Raw genomic sequence first — 18,875 nt, 5'->3', positions numbered from 1 at the left:
TTTTACCCCCGACAGGAGCTTGGTATGTTGAAAAAATTCCTCACTCTGATCAGCCTGCTGTGCGCTGTGGCCAGCGTGTCGGCGCTGGAGATCAACAGCGCATCCGAGGCCGAACTCGACAGCATCAAAGGCATTGGCCCAGGTACGTCCAGCAAAATTCTGGACGAACGCAAAAAAGCCGCATTCATGGACTGGAACGACCTGATCACCCGCGTCAAAGGCATCGGCAAGAAAAAATCGGCCGACTTCTCCAAGGAAGGGATCACCGTCAATGGTGCTGCGTACCAACCCGCCGCCCGTGGCAACAAGCCCTGAACCCCAAGCGGCAGCACCATGTTGTCGGTGATCGCCATTTGTATCGGCTCCTCTCTCGGAGCCCTGCTGCGCTGGCAATTGGGCCTGTGGCTCAACCCAGGCGCGGTCATTCCCATGGGCACACTGGCGGCCAACCTGCTGGGCGGTTATCTGGTGGGTGTGGCCGTGGCTGTATTTCAGGCTCTGCCACACCTTGACCCTGCCTGGCGTCTGGCCATCATCACAGGTTTTATGGGAGGGCTTACCACGTTTTCCAGCTTCTCAGCCGAAGTGGTCGGCATGCTGGGCCAGCAGCGTTATCTGTTGGGGTTCTCCACCGCCGCAATGCACCTGTTCGGTTCGCTACTTCTCACACTTGCGGGCATCAAAACAGCCACATTTTTCTTGACAGCGAACACCTGATTCCGCGTTCAAAGCGTGTGTCTCTCGGCGCAAAGCCAATGCTGTTGGACCGGATTGTTAAGTCGCCTCATTTCCCAACGATCTTTTCTGTAGCTGGTTGCCCAGTTTCGGCATCTTCAATCCAGACCGCTGAACCGACTTTGTTCAGCTCACCCTTAACAATGTACTTGCCATTTGGTTTAGGCGAAAAATCCACGTTTCCTTCAACAGAGTAAAACGTTCCCGCCATTTTGCTGGCGATAGCATGAATTGGTGCAGCGGTTGTATGGCTGCCCTTTAAAGTGGCTTTCATTGGTGCTGCTGGCACTTGGCGATCTGAGATTACAACCGTTAATGCAAAACCGTGGCCTTGGCTTGCAATAGCGCTTTCCCAGAAGCTATCCATGATTTGATTGCCATCAATGCTCGTAAGAGCGAATAGCTGAGCCTTCGTTCCATCTTCGGAATGACCACTGTCTGTTACCGTTGCTTGTGGTCCTGTGTATCCATCTGGAATTGGCTTGTACGTCGCACAACCGAATAGACAGGTTGCAATAAGAAGTGCGATTAGATTTTTCAATTATTTTCTCCCTGGGAATAAAACGTGAAGATGACCGGACTACCAACACAAGCAGCGAAGCCGCCTTCTGCTGTTGTGAGTCCGCGTCGATTGACTTGTTAACTTGCATCATGGCACTCATTTCGCCACACTTTTCAACACGCCGCTTCCAAGAATAAGCCCAGAATCGCCTTCCGGTTCACCAGGCTTGAGTTCCTTCAGGGTTCGCCAATGAAGCGTGCGGCCTTCGAGTTTGGCCGTACCGCGCACGATCTGCCCATTTCGCCCGCTCGTGACTGTGAGGACCGCAGTGTTGCCGCGCGCCACGCCACTAACGGTGCCGTCTCCGCCCTCGTTGAGGCGGCCACAGCCAACGGTGGTCATCGAGTGCTCGCCACTGATCTTCTCACCGCGCTGCAAAAGCTTGAAACTGGCCGTTCCGCACTCAAGGCGTTGTTTCTTCTCCTGTGGTGTCCGCAGGTCGATTTCCCATTCGCCCGAGAACCCCTTTGCCGCTACTCCGGTATGCGACAACGCAAGAATTACGACGCACATAAGACTGAGGTATGGGTTGTAGCAGCGCAGCTGCAAGTTAACTTAATGCATCCCGCAAAACCTGCGAATGAATCTGGCAAGATAAATCCCAAAAAACACCTCTCACACAGATCTCCTTTGAATACATTGCTTGCATAAATATAGCAACCAACCCGGCATCATCCGCACCCATGCCCGAGTTTTGTTGGCGTTCATTATCTTTGCTGCCAGGTATCGCCGGTATCCCCCATTCGGGGGAATTGGCCCCTCTTCCACGCCCTTGGCGGGTGTCGGGACACGTTCCACTTGAAATACGAATTAAATTGGCCTCTTGCGCTTATCCCTATGGCGCCAAGCACTATGAATAAAGTAGCAGTTCACGCAACCAACGGTGATCATATTGACAGAATCTCTCTTCCATCGTGCGCTCACATGCGCAGGTTGCGAACCGTTTTCGACTGGGCTAACACGGGGTTGAGGTGAACGCCACAACACCATTGATGAGCAGCCATGCAGCTCAGGCTGTGTCACGCTGAAAATTATTATTTTGATAGCTGCTTACGCTTATAAATAAAGGGATAGAGGCCTATTTCCCTATATTTCCTAGCCCGCCACGCTGCATGAGCCGGTCAAACCCTGTCATGCAGGGCCACACGCCAAGCTTATCGGGTCGGCAGGTCAAAGTGTGATTTGCCGATGCGTTGCACCAACAGCGCCAGCGCTCCGGCAATCACGCCCCAGAACGCGGAACCAACCCCGGCAATCACCACGCCGCTCAAGGTCACCAGAAAGGTGATCAACGCCGCCTCACGGTGAAAGTCATCACGCAAAGCGGTACTGAGCGCCGCGCCAATGGTGCCCAGCAAGGCCAACCCGGCAATGGCAGCAATCAGCTCTTTGGGGAAGGCGGTCAACGCCCCGGTGATGGCGGTGCCAAAGATACCGATCAGCACGTACAACACGCCACAGGAGACCGCGGCGGTATAGCGGCGGTCCGGGTCCGGGTGGGCTTCATGCCCCATGCAGATGGCCGCCGTGATGGCGCTGAAGTTCAAGGCAAATGCACCAAACGGGGCCAGCAGCAAGGTGGCCACCCCGGTGAGCGTGATCATGCCTGACACCGGTATGCCCGGCTTGGCCGCGCTGTGGCTGTAGCCCGCCGCCACAATAGCCGCCACACCGGGCAGGTTTTGTGAAGCCATCGTCACCACAAACAGCGGCAGCGCCAGACTGACCGTGGCCGCCACGCTGAACTGTGGCATGGTGAACACCGGCATTGCCAAGCCAAATTGAACGCCAGAGCCCGTAAAACCTGCGCCAAAAGCTACGTAAAAAATAGCAATCAACAAGGTCATCGGCACCGCATAACGCGCCAGCCAGCGTTTGCCCACCAGGTAGCTGGCCAGCATCAGCAGCACCAGCGGCAAATTGGTTTGTGCGGCGGTAAACGCCTGCATGCCAAAACGCGCCAACACCCCGGCCAGCAAGCCGGAGGCGATGGCCATGGGCAGACGGTTCATGACCCGCTCAAACCAGCCGGTTACGCCACACAGCGTGATCAACACCGCGCAGACCATAAAAGCGCCCACCGCCTCCGCCATGGAAAACCCGCCGGCTACACCGGCCGTGGCCAACACGGCAGCACCCGGCGTGCTCCAGGCCACCATCACGGGTTTGCGCAACACCAGCGAAGGCACCAGGGTGCACAGACCCATGCCCAGCCCGAGCGCCCACATCCATGAGGTGATCTGCTCAGGCGTGGCCCCAAAGGCCAGGGCGGCCTGAAACACGATGGCCACCGAACTGGTGAAACCCACCAGTACCGCAACAAATCCGGCGGTGAAGGCTGAGGGGGAAAGGTCTTTGAAAAATTGCATACCGAGTTTTGTTGTTTGGCCAGCACCAGGATGGTGTCAGACGCTGCGCCTCTGGCGAGGGAAGAGCAGATATTGTGACAGTGCATCCTGGGGTAATCTGCCCCTGCCTTTCGTGTCCGTGGCCTGTACACGGGTTTGCTTCCTGCCACGCTGCCAAGGTACGTCCCATGGCGAGTTTGGGGCCGCACCATCCCAAACAACCCCCAGTTATAGTGGGCAGAGCTCACCACCCACACCGCCTAAAACCGTGACATTCGATCTCGCCACCCTGCGCCATTTCAGCCAATGCCTGATGTCCATGACCAGCGCATCACGCGAAGTCAACCCCGAGCGCCTGCTCCGTGATGCCTTGCACTCGTTGCGCTTGATCGTGCCGTTTCGCGCGGCCTGGTGGGGTCAATGTTCTGCTGGCTTGGCGAACCTGCCGCCCAGAAACTGGATGCATGGCCACATCAACCTGAGCGCCTCCTTTGCGCAGGAATGGAACCACCTGGCCGAGCGCGACGAATTCGCCCGCGACTCCATGCGTCAGCTTGACACCGTCGTGCGAATGAGCGGCCATGACGACCCGTGGCCTGAAGTGAGCGCCTTCTCACGACTGCACGACCTCTACCATGTGATGGCGCTGACCACAGAACTGTCGGGTAACGGGTTCTTGTTCTTCGTGTCTTTGTACCGCAGCGAAACATCCCCCGCATTCAGTGACAACGAAAGTGCCTTGTTTGCTGAATTTGTCGCGCACCTGCAGCACCACTGGCGCGGTCGCGTGCGGGAATTCCTGCAACACACCACCGTACCCAGCCCCGACGGATTTGGTCTGGCCGATGCCTACGGCGACTTGTTCTATCTGGACAAACGCCTGGGGGTAGCCATCCACAAGGCGTACCCGAACTGGGTCGGCTCCAGACTGCCACCCGAACTGGTACCTGCTTTGCGCCAGATCCCCAGTGCAATCTCTGTTGCTGGACGAGGGCTCACCCTCCAGCCCTGTGGTGAGCTGGTGGTGCTCTCCCTCGACGGCGTCAGTGGGCGCGATGTGTTGACACCCCGGGAACGCTCGGTGGCCATGCTCTACTCCCGTGGCCACTCCTACAAGGAAATTGCACGCCTGCTGACACTCAGCCCAGCCACCGTGCGCACTTATCTGCGCAATGCGTATTTGCAACTCGGTGTGCGCAACAAGATTGAGCTGGGGGTTGCGCTGCAAATGCCCGCCACTCAGCGTTAACCCTGCCCCTCTGCATTTGAGGAGGTTCAAACCGGCATGCCGCCACTACAGTCCATCTGAGCTCAGCAGCCTGTCGGACTATGGGCGTATTCACTGCACATCCGACACACACCGTCCTTGCGAAAGCCGGTGGTGGCGACTCCATATTCCCAAGCTCGACAGGCGAACCTGAATCCTTCAATTTCATGGACAAGGAGAAACCTGATGGTTTGGAAAAAAATTGCCTGGACTGCCACCGCCACCCTGGCATTCGCACTGCTGGTGGCCAGTTGCGGGGGTTCAAAAGAAGACCCTGCCGATACCGTGCTGCGCAATGCGCAGGTGATGACCATGGATGCCAACAACTCAGTCCAGCAAGCCGTTGCGGTACGTGACGGCAAGATTGTTTATGTCGGCACCAATTCAGGTGCGGACAACTGGGTGGGAGCCAACACCAAAGTGATTGACCTCGGCGAGCGCATGCTGATGCCCGGATTCGTCGATGCTCACCTGCACGCACTGTCAGGCGGGCGCGCCTTGCTGATGTGCGACCTGGCTTACGCCCCCTTGTCCCATGCCCAGCTCGCCACTCACATACAGACCTGTCTGAACGCCACGGCAGACAAAGAGCCCGACACCTGGCTTGAAGTTGTCAACTGGGACCGGCAGGCCACGTCGTCCATCGACGGCGACCCCACCAAGGCTGTGCTCGACAGCTTGACCACGCAGCGGCCCATTGTGGTCACCTCGTCAGACTTTCACGGCGTGCTGGCCAACTCCCGTGCCTTGAGTCTGGCCGGTGTCACCGCCGCCACACCTGACCCGACTGGCGGCAAGTTCCTGCGCGATGCCAAGGGCGTGCCTACCGGCATCTGCGAGGATGCCGCCAGTTGGCAGGTCAAGGCCGCGATTCCACCCGACACCGATGCCGACCTGCTTAAACAAGGCCGTGCCGCACTGGCGGCCATGCGTGAACAAGGCATCACAACGTTCATGGATGCAGCCTCCTCCGACGTGCATGGCAAGACCTTCAAGGCCTTGCAACAGTCTGGAGAATTAACAGCTCGGGCCAATTTCGCCCTGGCGCTGGTGCCGGAGATGGCCGCCGTCAGCCCAACAGACACGATTGCTGCCGCCAAAACACTGGCCAACAGCATGGACCAAGGCACCCCCGTGGCCGCACCTGGTCTGAACACCCGCATCGTCAAAGTCTTCATGGACGGTGTGGTCAACGCCCCCGCCGACACCGGCGCGCTGCTGACTCCGTATTTCACCAATACCGGCACCGATGCGGCCCCGAACTGGCAGCCTGGCAGCAACAGCGGCTCGGTCTATTACCCGCCTGAGGTGCTCAAGCCGTTGATGCTGGCGGCAGCAGATGCCGGCCTGGACTTTCACGCCCACGCCACCGGTGACCGTGCGGTCCGTCAAGCCCTGGATGCCTATGAAAACGTGCGCTTGCAACGCCCCAAAGCAGACTTCCGACCCGCCATTGCCCACGATGAAACCGTGGCACAGGCCGACTATCCACGCTTTGCCGCACTGAATGTGTCCGCCACCATGTCCTACCAGTGGGCGCAACGTGCCTCGTACTCGATTGGTGAAACCGAAAATCACCTCGGCCCAGACCGTTTCGCACGCATGGAGCCCTTTGGTAGCCTGCACAACGCAGGTGCCCGCGTGGTGTCCGGCAGCGACTGGCCGATTGATCCATTCGATACCTTTTTGGCACTGAAGGTCGGCGTGACGCGCTCCGGCGACCCGACCAATCCACACAGCGCGGCCAGCCTTGCACCGATTTTTGAAGGAAAAATCAACAACGATCCAGGGCTGTCCCGCGCTGACGTGCTGCGCTCCATCACCATGAATGCGGCCTATCAACTGCGCCTGGAAACGTTCATTGGCTCCATCGAAGTCGGCAAGTTCGCCGACATGATCGTGCTGGAGCAGAATTTCATGACCGTTCCCGAGGAAGCGTTAGGGCGCAACAAAGTGCTACTGACCATGGTGGGGGGCAAGACCGTGATGGCCCTCAATAACTTCAGCAGCACCGTGACGACGAGCCAGCAAATGCTGAATGCGCGTGCCGTCATGCTCAGCCCGACAGCCTCCGTCGGTCACTCGGTGGTGAAAGGTAGCCTGCGCAGCGATGGCCACCGATCCTGCTCTGCTTTCGTGCCTTCATTGAACACCTTGCGCGACCTGTGGACGGCACGCCAGGCGGCCCGCCCAGCGAGCCCTTGAGCCAAGCGCATGAGGGGCTTTGAGTCAGCCGCGATGCCGTCCATGTCGCGCTCCAATCGATTCGGGTAAAACGATTTTATTTCGATAGCTATTTGCGCAAGTAGATCAAGCTCTAGAGGCATATTTCTTATATAAACTGCACCCCCAGCGACTGACGCTCCTGGTCACGTGCGACCAAGCGTTTGGGCGGGCTACGCAAGCGCTGGCGCTGGAAGATTAAACGCAGGCATGGCACTGAAATACGTTCGCGGGCCCACTGAGCCATCTTGGCGAATGGCCCTACGCCACCGGGAAACACCCTCGCCCGCGCTTAAAACTGCGCTGCGTTGGCCTGCAGCTGCTCCGGGGCGAAGCGGTAGATGGTCATGATGTCCACGCTGGTGGCACCCAGGTCGCGGTAAAACTTGATGGTGGGTTCGTTCCAGTCCAGACAACCCCATTCCAGCCGCTGACAACCACGCTCCAGCGCCAGCTTGGACATGAAGGCCATCATGATGGTGCCCAGCCCTTTGCCGCGCATGCAGTCATCCACCAGAAACCCGTCGATGTACAGCCCTTGCTGCCCGGTAAAGGCCGACGAGGTTTGGCAGAAATACATGAACGCCACGATCTGACCGTCATAGCTGCCAAATACGGCCTCACCCCGGCCTTCGGTCAGGAGCTTGCGTATGCTGGCTTCGGTGGCCGTGATCTTCTCAAGCATCTTCTGGTAAGCGCCGAGCTTTTTCATGAAGTCCACGACGTGTTGTGCGTCATCCGGGGTGGCAAAACGTAATGAGAAATGCGGGTCTTGGGTGGTAATCAGGGTCATATCAATGGGGTTCAGTGTTGCAGGCAGCGAGGCGTTGACCATCGGTATCCTAAACGGAGAGCCGCCTCAACCCTGTGCACCCCTGCGAAAACGCTGACTGGCTTGTATACCGGGCAAGAGTAAGCCCATCACACGCTCAGGTGTTGTCTCCAGCATCGTCATGTGTTCAGTGGTCTCCTGACATCACTTGGCTTTTGTGCGAACCCGTACACGTTTGCTCAGCTTTGGGCCCCATCAATCATGGTGGCGCGGTGTGGGCTCGCTGCCTGCCGAGCGCACCCCGGCACCGCGCACCTCCAGCCGGATTTCGTCCAGCACCTGGCCGCGAGCATTGGTGATCTGCACCCGGTGCCGGCCGGGCCAAGGCAACCAGCTGGCGCTATGGCCCTTGGCCAAGGCCTTGCCGTCCAGCACCCAGCGCAGATTGGCGCTGCCCTCGGCCTGGAAGCTCACACGCTGGCGGCTGGGCGGGATGTCGGGGTCCAGCGCCAGGATGGTACCCGGTGCCGGGGTGGTGATGTGGGCCGTGCCGTCGGCCAATGGTTTGATGCCATTTTGGCCTCTAGCCCTTGTGGAAAATGCGCTGGTAGCTTCTGAATGAATAGCAAACAACGGTTGCTGGGTACCGGCCAGGAACCACTCACTGCGCGCAGCTTCCAGGGGCAAAGTGCGCTTGGCATCGCTGGCAGGGTCAAATTGCACCCGGGTTTGCACCACGCCTGTCGGCGGCTTGGGCGACTGGCTGGGCGTGCGGGTGTGCAGGTAGCGCATAACGGTGGCCCAGATGGGGGCGGCACCGGTGGTGCCGCTCACGTCCCACATCGGCGCGCCGCTGGCGTTGCCCACCCACACGCCCACCGTGTAGCGCTGCGACCAGCCCACGGCCCAGTTGTCGCGCATGTCCTTGCTGGTGCCGGTCTTGACCGCGCTCCAGAAGCGGGTAGCCAGCACGCTGTCGGGGCCGAAGGTGCGGGCGCGTGCGTTGCGGTCACTCAGGATGTCGCCCACGATGAAGGCGGCACGTGGATCCAGCACACTTTTCAACGGCATGCTGGGGCCAGGCAACGTGCGCGTGGGGCCATAACGCCCGCCGTTAGCCAGGGCGCGGTAGGCGTTGGTCAGGTTCAGCAACGAGACCTCGGCGCTGCCCAGCGCCAGGCTGTAACCGTAGTAGTCGCCGTTCTCCTTGAACGGCAGGCCCAGGCGTTGCAGCTGCTTGTGGAAGGCATCGGGCGAAACCATCACCAGGGTGCGCACGGCCGGCACATTGAGCGAGGCACCCAGTGCGGTGCGCACCGAGACCCAGCCCTTGAACTGGTGGTCGTAGTTTTGCGGAATGTACAGACCTGAGGCCGTGGGAATTTGCGTGCCCGTGTCGTCCAGCAATGAGGCGGCGGTCAGCCGCCGCTCGGCGATGGCCTGGGCGTAGAGAAAGGGCTTGAGCGTGGAGCCGGGCTGGCGCAGGGCGGTGACACCATCCACATCCGCCGCGCGGCTGAGTTCACCTGATGAGCCTACCCAAGCCAGCACTGCGCCGCTGGCGTTGTCCAGCACCACCAGGGCACCGTCTTCCACATGGCGGCCGGACAGCTCGCGCAACTGCTGCTGCAGGGTCTGCACGGCAAAGCGCTGCAGGGGCGCATGCAGCGTGGTTCGGATGCTGGCACCGTGCGGCGCACGCACCAGCTGTTGGGCCAGGTGCGGCGCCATGCCGTTGCTGGCCGCGTAGTCACGGCGCTGCAGGGCGGCGCTGGTGAACAGGTCCAGCGCTTCGCATTCGGCGGCCTTGCCCAGCAGCTGGCGCTGGATGACGCAGGCGCGCTGTGCCACCTGGTTCGGCTGCGCATTGGGTGCCCGCACCAGGGCCACGGCCACGGCGGCCTCGCGTGCATCCAGGCCGTGCGGGGCCTTGCCAAACAGGGTCTGGCTCAGCGCGTCAATGCCGACCAGTTCGCCGCGAAACGGCACCAGGTTGAGGTAGGCCTCCAGGATCTGATCCTTGCGCCAGCTGCGCTCCAGCCATTGGGCGGAAAAGGTCTGCCCCAGCTTCTGCGCCACACTACGCCCGCCATGGCTGTGCTTCAAATCGTCGTCCAGCAATCCTGCCAGCTGCATGGTGATGGTGGAGGCACCGCGCGTGCGGCTGTTCCACAGATTGGCCCAGGCAGCAGCCGTGACCGCCTGCCAGTCGACCCCGCTGTGCTCGTAGAAACGCCGGTCCTCCGACAGCACGATGGCCATGCGCAACGCCGCCGACATGTCCCCCAGTGCCACCCAGCGGCCCCGACGCACGCTGGCATCGGTGCGCAGGCGGTGCAGCTCCACACCCTGTCGGTCGAGGATCAGGGTGTCGGAGGGCTGGTGGCTGGAGCGTACTTGGTCAAATGGGGTGCTAGCCCCTGTCGATAAAGCACATCCAGCTATTACTATTAGAGCAATAAAACGCTTCAATGCGACTTTCCTCAGAAATTAACGAGCAACGCTGAGCAGAAAGTTCAACTATGCGTGCGTGTGGTTCGTGCGGCATCACTCTGCGGGAAGTGCCGATGTAGATGGCGGAAAGCGCGCCTTCCCAAGCCCTGTGTTGTGGCGCTAATGCAGCCACCCCGTGCAGAGCGAACAATCATTCGAAGCGCTTCGGGTAATCGGTTGTCCTTTGGATGTGCTGTGGCCCACTCTAATACAGCACTGCCCAGATAATCAGTTGCGTTTGGTATCTCGGCCAATGTCCTCATCTCTTGCTTCCATTGTTTTGCTTCCTTGACTGAAAGCATCGGATGCGCCTGGGGGGCGGCCGGTATGGGATCATTTGACCAATACCTCCCCTCTGGAATTGAACACCACCAATTGTCTCGATCCCAATCCACGGGATGCCGCCGATGCATATTCGGCAGCGCAAGTTCGGAAATGTCTTTCTCCTGGGTTCCATAGATTTGGGTTGAGATGTTGCCGAGCAGTCCCGGAAATTTCGCCAAGAAAACCGCTCCAAGACCGAATTTCTCAGCAGGCTGATTTGCGCTGGCTATGAGCTGGATTTCCGTTCTCGCTTTTGGCAATGCCTGCATCAAGTCGAATTCCAATTTCTTGAGTATGTCCCATCGCTTTAGTACTAATGCTCTGGTCCATACGACTCCCAAGAGGGCTTTTCGCAGCGACTGTGGGCTAGAAGGATTGTGCTGAACACTGTACAAAGTGTCTAAGGGCATTAATTCATTGAGTATCTTCGCTCCGTCTTGGTCTACAGGAGGCAAACTCTCTTCGATCTCGTTGTGACTGAAATCGGAAAACTGACTAGAGACAGGCTTTACATGAATCAACTTGGCGAGTTCTAAAGGAGACTTTGCATGGGGCAGTGCTATTTTTGCGATTCGATTCTTATCTTGCTGTGTCAAATTGATTGTTGAATCAGCCAAGAGTTCGCTCGCAATCTTCATTGCTTCCGAATGATTTGAAATTAGGCGAATCATGTGATACCGCGCGGTTGGATATGCGGGTGCTGTACGAGGGATTTGCGCGGCCTCACGCAGAAGTTTGGTGACATTGTTATCGGATGTATCTGCGTTTTGAAGACGAGCGACTAACCAAGCGTCATCCATCGGTGGGATAAAGTCAGGTGGCAAGACATTTGTGATTCCTCTACGAATTGCGCCTAACCATGCACCAAATCCAGGATTCGTCGCCAACACGTCAGGCTCATAAGCTAGGCTGGCATCGAAATCTCTTACGTCCTGCCCAAGATTTGTTGAAAGGATGTCTGAATTCAAACGCTCCTCGATAGCGTTTCGGGTTCCGTAAGGGTCAATTCTTAATCCGATGCGTTGTAGCAAGCGTTCGCCATCTCTCCTAGTCGAGACATCGGAAGCTCGTTTTATAAATTCGATGAGGCGTGACTGCGCATCTTCAAACATCTGAATCTGGGTCACAGCGTTAGTGACGTTTCCAACGCTGGCTTGGCGGAGTAATGCCCGTGCGGCAATGTAGGGAGCGATATCGCTCCAAGGGGATTCAGTATCCTTGGCAATTGCGTCAAATCGAGCGACAGAATCTTGGTAATCACCCGCATAAAACTTCGCTGCAGCAATTTGATAGGCGCGGTCTTTTTGAAACCAGCTAGGTGCTAGCCTCTGCGCTTCGTTAGGGAAGACATCCGATTTTGTTTCGCACTGACCAAAAACTAGATCTTGTCCATCTACCCATTGCTTGACCCAGATGTCATTTCCATATGCCACAAGGCGCTGTTGCAGCGTCGATGCTGCGGTACTGAATGCATCTGGGTTGCAGTTGGGGATGTTGTAGTCCAGGTAGTCAAGCGCCGACCGCTGGCCGGTTGTGGCCTTTTGATACTTCGATGATGTGTCCGTAATGAGCTTTCTTGCAGAGCCCCATGACCGCCAGGCTGCGACCATTTTTGGGGCATTACGCCACTCATAGCCAAAATATCCGCGTGTCTCGTCGTCCCAACATGGATCGAATGGACGAAGGCTCTCGATCTCACTTTGTCGGAACGTCTTGCCAACTAAGCTTCTGTACGCAATGTATAGATAGAAGTGGTCATATTGGGGACTGAGGATGCCAATTTTTCCTTCTGCAAAGAGATCCAAGTCCTGTTCTGGCCATTGGTGCGGAATGAAGAGATTGTTACTACCCAAGTCGCAGTTTCGCTTGCCTGTGTTGCCCTCTGCTCCCCAAGCATTCAAGGCGCAGAAAAAACCTATGAACCCGATGGTTAGCGCTCTACAAATCGATTGCCAATATTTGTTTGCCACCATTACTTCACCGCCTCAACCTTCATCCGTGTATTCGGTGTCTCCCCAAACATCTCCGGTGCATACATGGCTTCCACGCGGGTGGGCGGCAGGGCGAAGTCACCGACGTTGTTCAGGCGGATGGTGTATTCCATCTTGACCACGCCTTTGGGCAGGTACTCGTAGTAACTGCGGAAGGACTCGAAGCTGCGTTCCTCAAAAGCCGTCCAGCCATAGCCGTCGCGCTTTTCGCCCTGGGTGGCGATCTCGCTGTCACGGCCCAGGCCGCTGCCCAGAATGGTGGCACCACCCGGCACTGGATCGGTGATGACGACCCAGGTCATGTCAGCGCTGGCGTTCACCTCCACGGTGACGCGCAACACGTCACCGCGCGTGTAGCTGCCCGCGCTCAAGGACTTGTTGGCCTGCTCCACGGGGGTGACGGTCTTCTTGATCTGGTAGCCAGCGTTGAACGGTTCCTTCAGCTGGATGGCGGCCACCGATTGCAGCGTCAGCCAGGGCTTGCCAGGGCCCTGGTGGGTCACGCTCAGGGTGTCCTTGGCGGCTGTCTTGCTCCAGGGCAGGAACATGCTGTTGTTGCGCAGGTTGCCGGGCGATGCTGGCGCGCCGAACCAGGTGGTCTGGTGGGCGGCACCGGAGGCATCGGTGGTTTTGATGCGCTCGACCTTGCTCCAGTCCACCTGGGCGGCCCCCGTGCTCATGCTGGCTTTGGTGCTGCCGGAGACCGGCACCGTCTCAAACTTGGCGCTGAATTTTTCCAGCGCCAGGCCACCCCACAGGTTGGCCGTGGTGGTGTGCCAGGCACCGCCCTGCTGGCGGCTGATGAAGCCGTTGGCCAGGCGGCCCATGTCGTCCTTCCATGCCGGGTCGTCCAGCACGGTCAGGATCAGGCGGGCGGTGTTGACATCGCCGTTTTGCATCAGCCACCACCAGTAGTCATCGCGCTCGGAGCTGAAGATCATCTTCGTGCCCTGGTAGCTGATGCGGCTGCGCAGGATGTTGTTGGCTTCAAGAATGCGCTTGTCGCGCTCGGGCACGTCCTGCACGCGCTTCAAGATGTTCAGCCAGTCGATCACCGCATGGGTGGGCCACTGGTTGGGCGCGATGGTGATGGAGCCGACCATGCGGCCCTGGGCCTTGCCGTAGCGCGACAGGGCTTCCAGCGCGGCGAGCTTGCGGATGTCCAGGTCCTTGCGCGGGCTCCAGAACTCGCGCTGGATACGACCCTCCACAAAGGCGATCAGGCCGCGCTCCATGGGGGCGCGCACCTCGTCGCTCAGGGCAAAGGCCGGGTTGATGGCCGCAGCCTCGTGCGTGGCGGCCAGCAAGTAGGCGGTCAGCGTGTCACTGCCGTGGTTGGCCTCGCCGTCACGCGGCGGGAAGTAGTTGGCCAGGCCGTCGCTGTCCAGGTAGCTGGGGATTTGCGCGGCCACGGTCTGCCACAGCTTGCCGTCGCGCAGGCCCACGCTCTTGCTGGTCTTTTGCTCCAGGCAGGCAAAGGGGTAGCGGGCAAACCAGTCACGCACACCGGGCAGACCCTCGGCCAGCTTGGGTTGCAGAGATAGCTTCAAGCCACCGCGGCCCGGCAGCGCATCGGCCGGCGGGTTCACGTCCAGGCTGAACGGCCCGTCCAGCTGCACCAGGGTGGCCTGCTGCACGGTGAGCGGCACGGCGGGGATGATGCGCTGGCTAGCCTTGAGGGCATCGCGCGCGCCGCTGATCGTGTCCTTGGCCTCGATCTCCCACAGGAGGGACTCGAAGCGGCTCTGCGCCAGTTGGGCCGGTGCCGTCACCATCCAGGCCACCTCGCGGGCCTCACCTGCGGGGATGTCCATCATTTGCGGCTTGAGTTCCAGCAGGGTGGCGCGTGGGCGCACTTCCACCTTCATCGCCTGCTGCGTGGTGTTGCGCAGGGTGAGCTGGGCGCGGTACTGGTCGTCTTCGCGCACCAGGGGCGGCAGGCCGCTGATGATTTGCAGGTCCTGCGTGGCGCGGATGCTGGTGCTGCCGGTGCCAAACAGGCCGGTGGACGCATCGGCCACGGCCACGATCTTGAAGGTGGTGAGCGCGTCGTTCAGCGGCACGGTGATCTGGGCCTGGCCGTTGGCGTCCAGCTTCACGGCCGGTTGCCACAGCAGCAAGGTGTCCAGCAGCTCACGTGCGCTGCCCTTGCCGCCACCGCCGCCAGCCGGAACGGCCTTGCGCCCGTAGTGGCGTCGGCCGATGATTTCCATCTGCGCCGTCGAGGTTTCCACGCCCCAGGCGCGGCGCTGCAACATGGCGTCGAGCAGGTTCCAGCTGGTGTTGGGCATCAGCTCCAGCAGCGCTTGGTCCACGGCGGCGACGGCCACTTCGGCATTGGCGGCGGGCTGACCGTTGGGCAGCTTGGCGCTGATGGTCACCTTGGCCTGGCCGCGCACCGGGTAGCTTTCCTTGTCGGCCTTCACCGTCACATCCAGCTGGTGCGCCTTGGTGCCGACGCGGATCTCGGCCACACCCAGGCGGAAGGCGGGTTTGCTCAGGTCCACCAGGGCGGTGGGAGCCACGTATTCGCGCCCCTCGTACCAGAAGGCGGTCCACCACTCACGCGGGGCCTTGTAGCCCCAGGTGAAGAAGCTGTACCACGGCACCTCGCGCAGGCGTCCGCGCAGGGCCAACACGCTCACGTACACATTGGGGCCCCAGCCGTCCTGGATCTTCAGACTGACGGTGGGGTCCCGGCCGTTGAGCTGCACGACTTGGGTGTCGATGATGCCTTCACGCTCCACCGCCACCAGTGCGGTGGCAAAGCGGAACGGCATACGCACCTGGAAGCGCGCGGTCTCGCCCGGCTGGTAGCTCCTCTTCTCGGGCAGCAGGTCGATGCGGTCGGTGTTCTCGCCGCCGAACCACAGTTCGCCCTGCTTGGTGACATAGACGCTGCTGGCGGCTTGGCTGATGTTGCCGCCACTGTCCTTGGCCGAAACCACCAGTTCCACCTCACCGGGTTCGCCCAAGGTGGTTTCGCACAGCAGCAGGCCGCGTGCATCGCTCTTGCCGGAGCAGACGCTGCCCAGCTCCTTGAGCGTGGTCTTGTTGTCATAGGTGTAGAAGCCACCCACCATGCGCTTGCGGGTGGTGGTGACGATGCGGGCCGTGGCCTTCACCTCCAGCGCCACATCAGCCTGCGGCTTGCCTGACAGGTTGAGCGCCAGCGCCTGGAACCGAACAGCCTGACTGCTGGAGACCCAACCTTCAGTCTTGAGGCCTGCCACCACGGCGGCGGGCCACAGGGTCTGCGTGCTGCGGATGGTCTGCACCTCGCCATTGGGGTCGGAGTAAGTGGCCTCCAGCAGCAGGTCTTGCGGCGCGCGGGCGGTGGGCACCTTGTCCACCGTGACCTTGCCAGCGCCATGCTTGTCCAGGGTCAGGGCCAGCTTGTCGGCGATCACGCGGGCATCGGCCGAGGCATCGGCTTCTTCTTCACCATCGGGGCGGTTGTCCTGCTTGCCGCGCGGTGGCGAGAAGCTGAACTCGGCAAAGTCAGGGTAGCTCGGGTATTTACCGCGCACCAAGGCCGAGACGCGCACCGGCAGGTTGGCGGCACCGCCACCGGCCACGTAGTTGATCTGCACATCCACCGGCACACTCTTGGCGTTGACCAGCGGCTTCTTGTCGGCGGGCGTGACGCGGCCCTCCAGCACCGGCAGGCGGAACTCCTCCACACGGAGCTCACCGGTGTAGAAGGACTGGCCCTGTGTGCCGCCGCGCAACTCGACTTGGTAGGCACCGAGCTTGGCCGCCGGGGGAATGGCGAAGCTGCTCTCGGCGCTGAGTCCACCGGTGGCGGTCTTGCGCCAGGCCAGGGCCTGGGTGTACTGCTGGCCACTACCCGTGTGGGTGACCACCAACGTATCCGGCGTGGCGGCGGGCAGGTCAAAGCCGCGGCTGGTCTCGCTGCGCAGAATGTGTTTCATGGACACCGTCTCGCCGGCACGCAACAAGGTGCGGTCGAAGATGGTGTGGGCGCGCTCATCGGGTTGCGGTTCGCGGCTGGTGGGCAAATTGAAACGCCATGGCTCGATACCGCGGTTCCAGTCGCTCCAAGTGAAGGCCATGTCCTGCACCGTGCCCTTGCCGTCTGCCACCGGCTGCGGGGCGCGGGCGCTGACAAAGTAGGCCTGGTTGTACATCCCTTCGGCGTTGCAGGTGGGGGCACGCGGCGAGATGTCCTTGAAGCTGGCCACACCCTGGGCATTGGTGGTGGCACTGCCCACCTCATTGCCGCGGCAATCCGACACGCGCACCGTGGCATTGGCCACCGGGGCACCCTTGTCCAGGGTCGTAACCCAGGCCACGGCGTTCTCGCGGCCCAGCTTGAAGTGCACACCCAGGTTGGTCACCAGCGCCGAGGTGCGCACGTGCATGGTGCGGCCGTCGCCATGGCGCTCATCAAGCAGGCTCTGGCCCAGCTTCTGCGAGGCAATCTCGACCACGTGGAAACCCGCCTGCAGCGGAATACCCACCACCTCGAACGGGCGCGGGTCACCGGCCACAACCTGGGGCAGGTCCAGCGTCTTGGCACCGGGCTGGCCCTGCAGCAGCGACACCATGCGCGACTGCACCTCACCGTCGTCACGGCCCAGCACCTTGGGCAGCTTGCCCTTCACATCACGTGCTGCGGCCTGGCGCGAGACGGTGAAGTTGTCGTAGTGTTGCACCCGCAGAAACCAGCGGATGATGTCGGCATCACTGGTGGGCTGCAGCGTGGTGACCTGGCCCTTGGCGGGCGGCGCGCCTTCCACGCTGCGCAGCGTCACCGGCAGCAGGGCCACGCCGCCAGGCTCGGCAAAACGCTCCACGATGCCAAAGGGTGCGGCGGCAAACTTGGCCAGCGGCGGCATCGCCCCCGTGGCCACCTTGAGCGGAAAGCTGTCGGCATTGCGCAGCGTGCGCCCGGAGGCATCCTTGAAACTCTTGGGCAGTTCCAGGGTGAAGGCGGTCTGCTCTGGGAACAGCGGCTTGAAGTGCACGTAGTTGACGACGTGGTCTTCGTCCTCGGAGGCGTTGTCCTCACTGTCCTTGGCGGGCTTGAAGGTTTCCTTGGGCGAAACCAGGCGGATGGCGTCCAGCAGCTTGGCCGGTACTGGCGCGTTGAAGGACAGGCGCATGGGGCGCAGCGGCAGGCAGGCGCTTTGCGCGTTCTCGCGCTCGCACGAGAAGGTGGCGGTGAAGGGCTCGCGCACCTGGTAGGCAAAGCGCTTCTCCACCGTGCCAGCAATCCCGCTGACGTTGCTGCCCAAAGGCGGGGTGCTCACGCCCTTGCCAAAAATGATCTGTACCCGGCTAGAGGGGCTCATGCTGCGGTTGCAGGCCAGGGTGACGATGCGCAGCGACTCTTTGGCAGCCAGGGCCTCCAGGCCCTGCGACTTGAGCAGCGCCGTGCGGTCTTTACCGTTGATCAGGCGCACCGGCACGCGCTCGCCCAGGCCTTCCACCGCACACCACACGTTGGCCTGCACGCTGGCCAAGGTGGCCGCGCCGTTCAGGCGCAGGGTGAAGAACTGCTCTTCGTCGATGCGGGCACCGGGGTAGGGCTGGATGCTCTGCACAAAGGGCCCGCCGGTGTTGAACTTGAAGCTGGTGGTGCCGGTCAGCTCCGCCCCCTTGGGCGACTTGAAGCCAGCGCGTGCCTGCAGCGTGCAGGACACGCCAGGCGGCAGGTCATTCTCGAACTCATAGGCCCAGCTGCGGTCGGTCACCCAGCGGCCACTGCCCTTGGTCACCTGGGCATCGCTGCAACTCAGGGCCAGCGGCGCCTCGGCCTTGGGGTCGCCAAAGTTGACGGCACTGTCGTCGAACTTGGCCACCACCTGGCGCACCTGCGCCACTTCGCCCTGGGGCGAGATGCCGACGATCTGGAATGCGTATGCCTGTGATGTGGCGGTTACGGTCAGTACCAGTGCCGCGCAGGTCTTGAGAATGGCTTTGCTCACAATCGCTCCTCCTTGAAGGGACGAGGGTAGCCGATTTGGATGTCACTGGTTCACTTTTTCCACAGTTGATCCGTCATTTGCCCACTTATCTACTCGTCTTCTTGCATCGCCTGGAAGTGGGAATTTTGATGCGATCGCCCTGCGTCGAACTGACCTGCGCTGTACATTTTTTCGTATTGGCGATGCAGCCAGATGGATGGCCGGTC

General features: G+C 60.6%; 11 protein-coding genes. 4 read left to right on the top strand and 7 right to left on the bottom strand.

Features of this window, described 5'->3' with window-relative positions; translation table 11 throughout:
- Positions 1 to 24: 24 nt before the first annotated feature.
- Both LDN84_RS06760 and crcB read left to right on the top strand, forming a co-directional pair.
- The gene (locus LDN84_RS06760) at positions 25 to 315 is read left to right on the top strand and encodes a ComEA family DNA-binding protein (RefSeq protein WP_223910201.1); all 291 of its coding nucleotides are present in this window, start codon (positions 25 to 27) and stop codon (positions 313 to 315) included.
- 18 nt (positions 316 to 333) lie between these two features.
- Positions 334 to 717, top strand: coding sequence for a fluoride efflux transporter CrcB (crcB, locus tag LDN84_RS06755; protein ID WP_223910198.1), 384 nt, complete (start codon positions 334 to 336; stop codon positions 715 to 717).
- 67 nt (positions 718 to 784) lie between these two features.
- Here the strand turns inward: crcB and LDN84_RS06750 are convergent, their stop codons facing one another.
- From LDN84_RS06750 to LDN84_RS06740, 3 genes are all read right to left on the bottom strand, one after another.
- Entirely contained in the window at positions 785 to 1,276 is a 492-nt protein-coding gene (locus tag LDN84_RS06750; RefSeq protein WP_223910195.1) for a hypothetical protein, read from the bottom strand.
- A 117-nt stretch (positions 1,277 to 1,393) separates the two neighbouring features.
- Positions 1,394 to 1,810 carry a hypothetical protein gene (locus LDN84_RS06745; protein ID WP_223910192.1) on the bottom strand — a complete coding sequence of 139 codons (417 nt, stop codon included), beginning with the start codon at positions 1,808 to 1,810 and terminating at the stop codon, positions 1,394 to 1,396.
- Between the two features lie 641 nt (positions 1,811 to 2,451).
- Entirely contained in the window at positions 2,452 to 3,666 is a 1,215-nt protein-coding gene (locus LDN84_RS06740; RefSeq protein WP_223910188.1) for a benzoate/H(+) symporter BenE family transporter, read from the bottom strand.
- Positions 3,667 to 3,913: 247 nt separating this feature from the next.
- Here LDN84_RS06740 and LDN84_RS06735 point away from each other — a divergent pair, with 247 nt between their 5' ends.
- Both LDN84_RS06735 and LDN84_RS06730 read left to right on the top strand, forming a co-directional pair.
- Positions 3,914 to 4,894 carry a helix-turn-helix transcriptional regulator gene (locus tag LDN84_RS06735; protein WP_223910186.1) on the top strand — a complete coding sequence of 327 codons (981 nt, stop codon included), beginning with the start codon at positions 3,914 to 3,916 and terminating at the stop codon, positions 4,892 to 4,894.
- Positions 4,895 to 5,098: 204 nt separating this feature from the next.
- Positions 5,099 to 7,117 (top strand): amidohydrolase, encoded by a 2,019-nt coding sequence (locus tag LDN84_RS06730; protein ID WP_223910183.1) that lies wholly within the window; start codon positions 5,099 to 5,101, stop codon positions 7,115 to 7,117.
- Positions 7,118 to 7,427: 310 nt separating this feature from the next.
- Here LDN84_RS06730 and LDN84_RS06725 read toward each other — a convergent pair whose 3' ends face one another.
- The 4 genes from LDN84_RS06725 to LDN84_RS06710 all read right to left on the bottom strand — a co-directional run bounded on the left by LDN84_RS06725 (position 7,428) and on the right by LDN84_RS06710 (position 18,669).
- Entirely contained in the window at positions 7,428 to 7,928 is a 501-nt protein-coding gene (locus tag LDN84_RS06725; protein WP_223910181.1) for a GNAT family N-acetyltransferase, read from the bottom strand.
- Between the two features lie 234 nt (positions 7,929 to 8,162).
- Positions 8,163 to 10,394 (bottom strand): penicillin-binding protein 1C, encoded by a 2,232-nt coding sequence (gene pbpC / locus LDN84_RS06720; RefSeq protein WP_435405944.1) that lies wholly within the window; start codon positions 10,392 to 10,394, stop codon positions 8,163 to 8,165.
- Positions 10,395 to 10,423: 29 nt separating this feature from the next.
- Positions 10,424 to 12,697 carry a hypothetical protein gene (locus LDN84_RS06715; protein ID WP_223910179.1) on the bottom strand — a complete coding sequence of 758 codons (2,274 nt, stop codon included), beginning with the start codon at positions 12,695 to 12,697 and terminating at the stop codon, positions 10,424 to 10,426.
- A complete protein-coding gene (locus tag LDN84_RS06710) occupies positions 12,697 to 18,669 on the bottom strand; it encodes an alpha-2-macroglobulin family protein (RefSeq protein WP_435405922.1) in 5,973 nt (1,990 codons plus the stop codon). The genes LDN84_RS06715 and LDN84_RS06710 overlap by 1 nt, the downstream gene beginning before the upstream one ends.
- Positions 18,670 to 18,875: the final 206 nt, after the last annotated feature.

The organism is Rhodoferax lithotrophicus (assembly GCF_019973615.1).
GTDB lineage: Bacteria > Pseudomonadota > Gammaproteobacteria > Burkholderiales > Burkholderiaceae_C > Rhodoferax > Rhodoferax lithotrophicus.
This window is presented reverse-complemented; position numbering and strand designations above follow the sequence as displayed.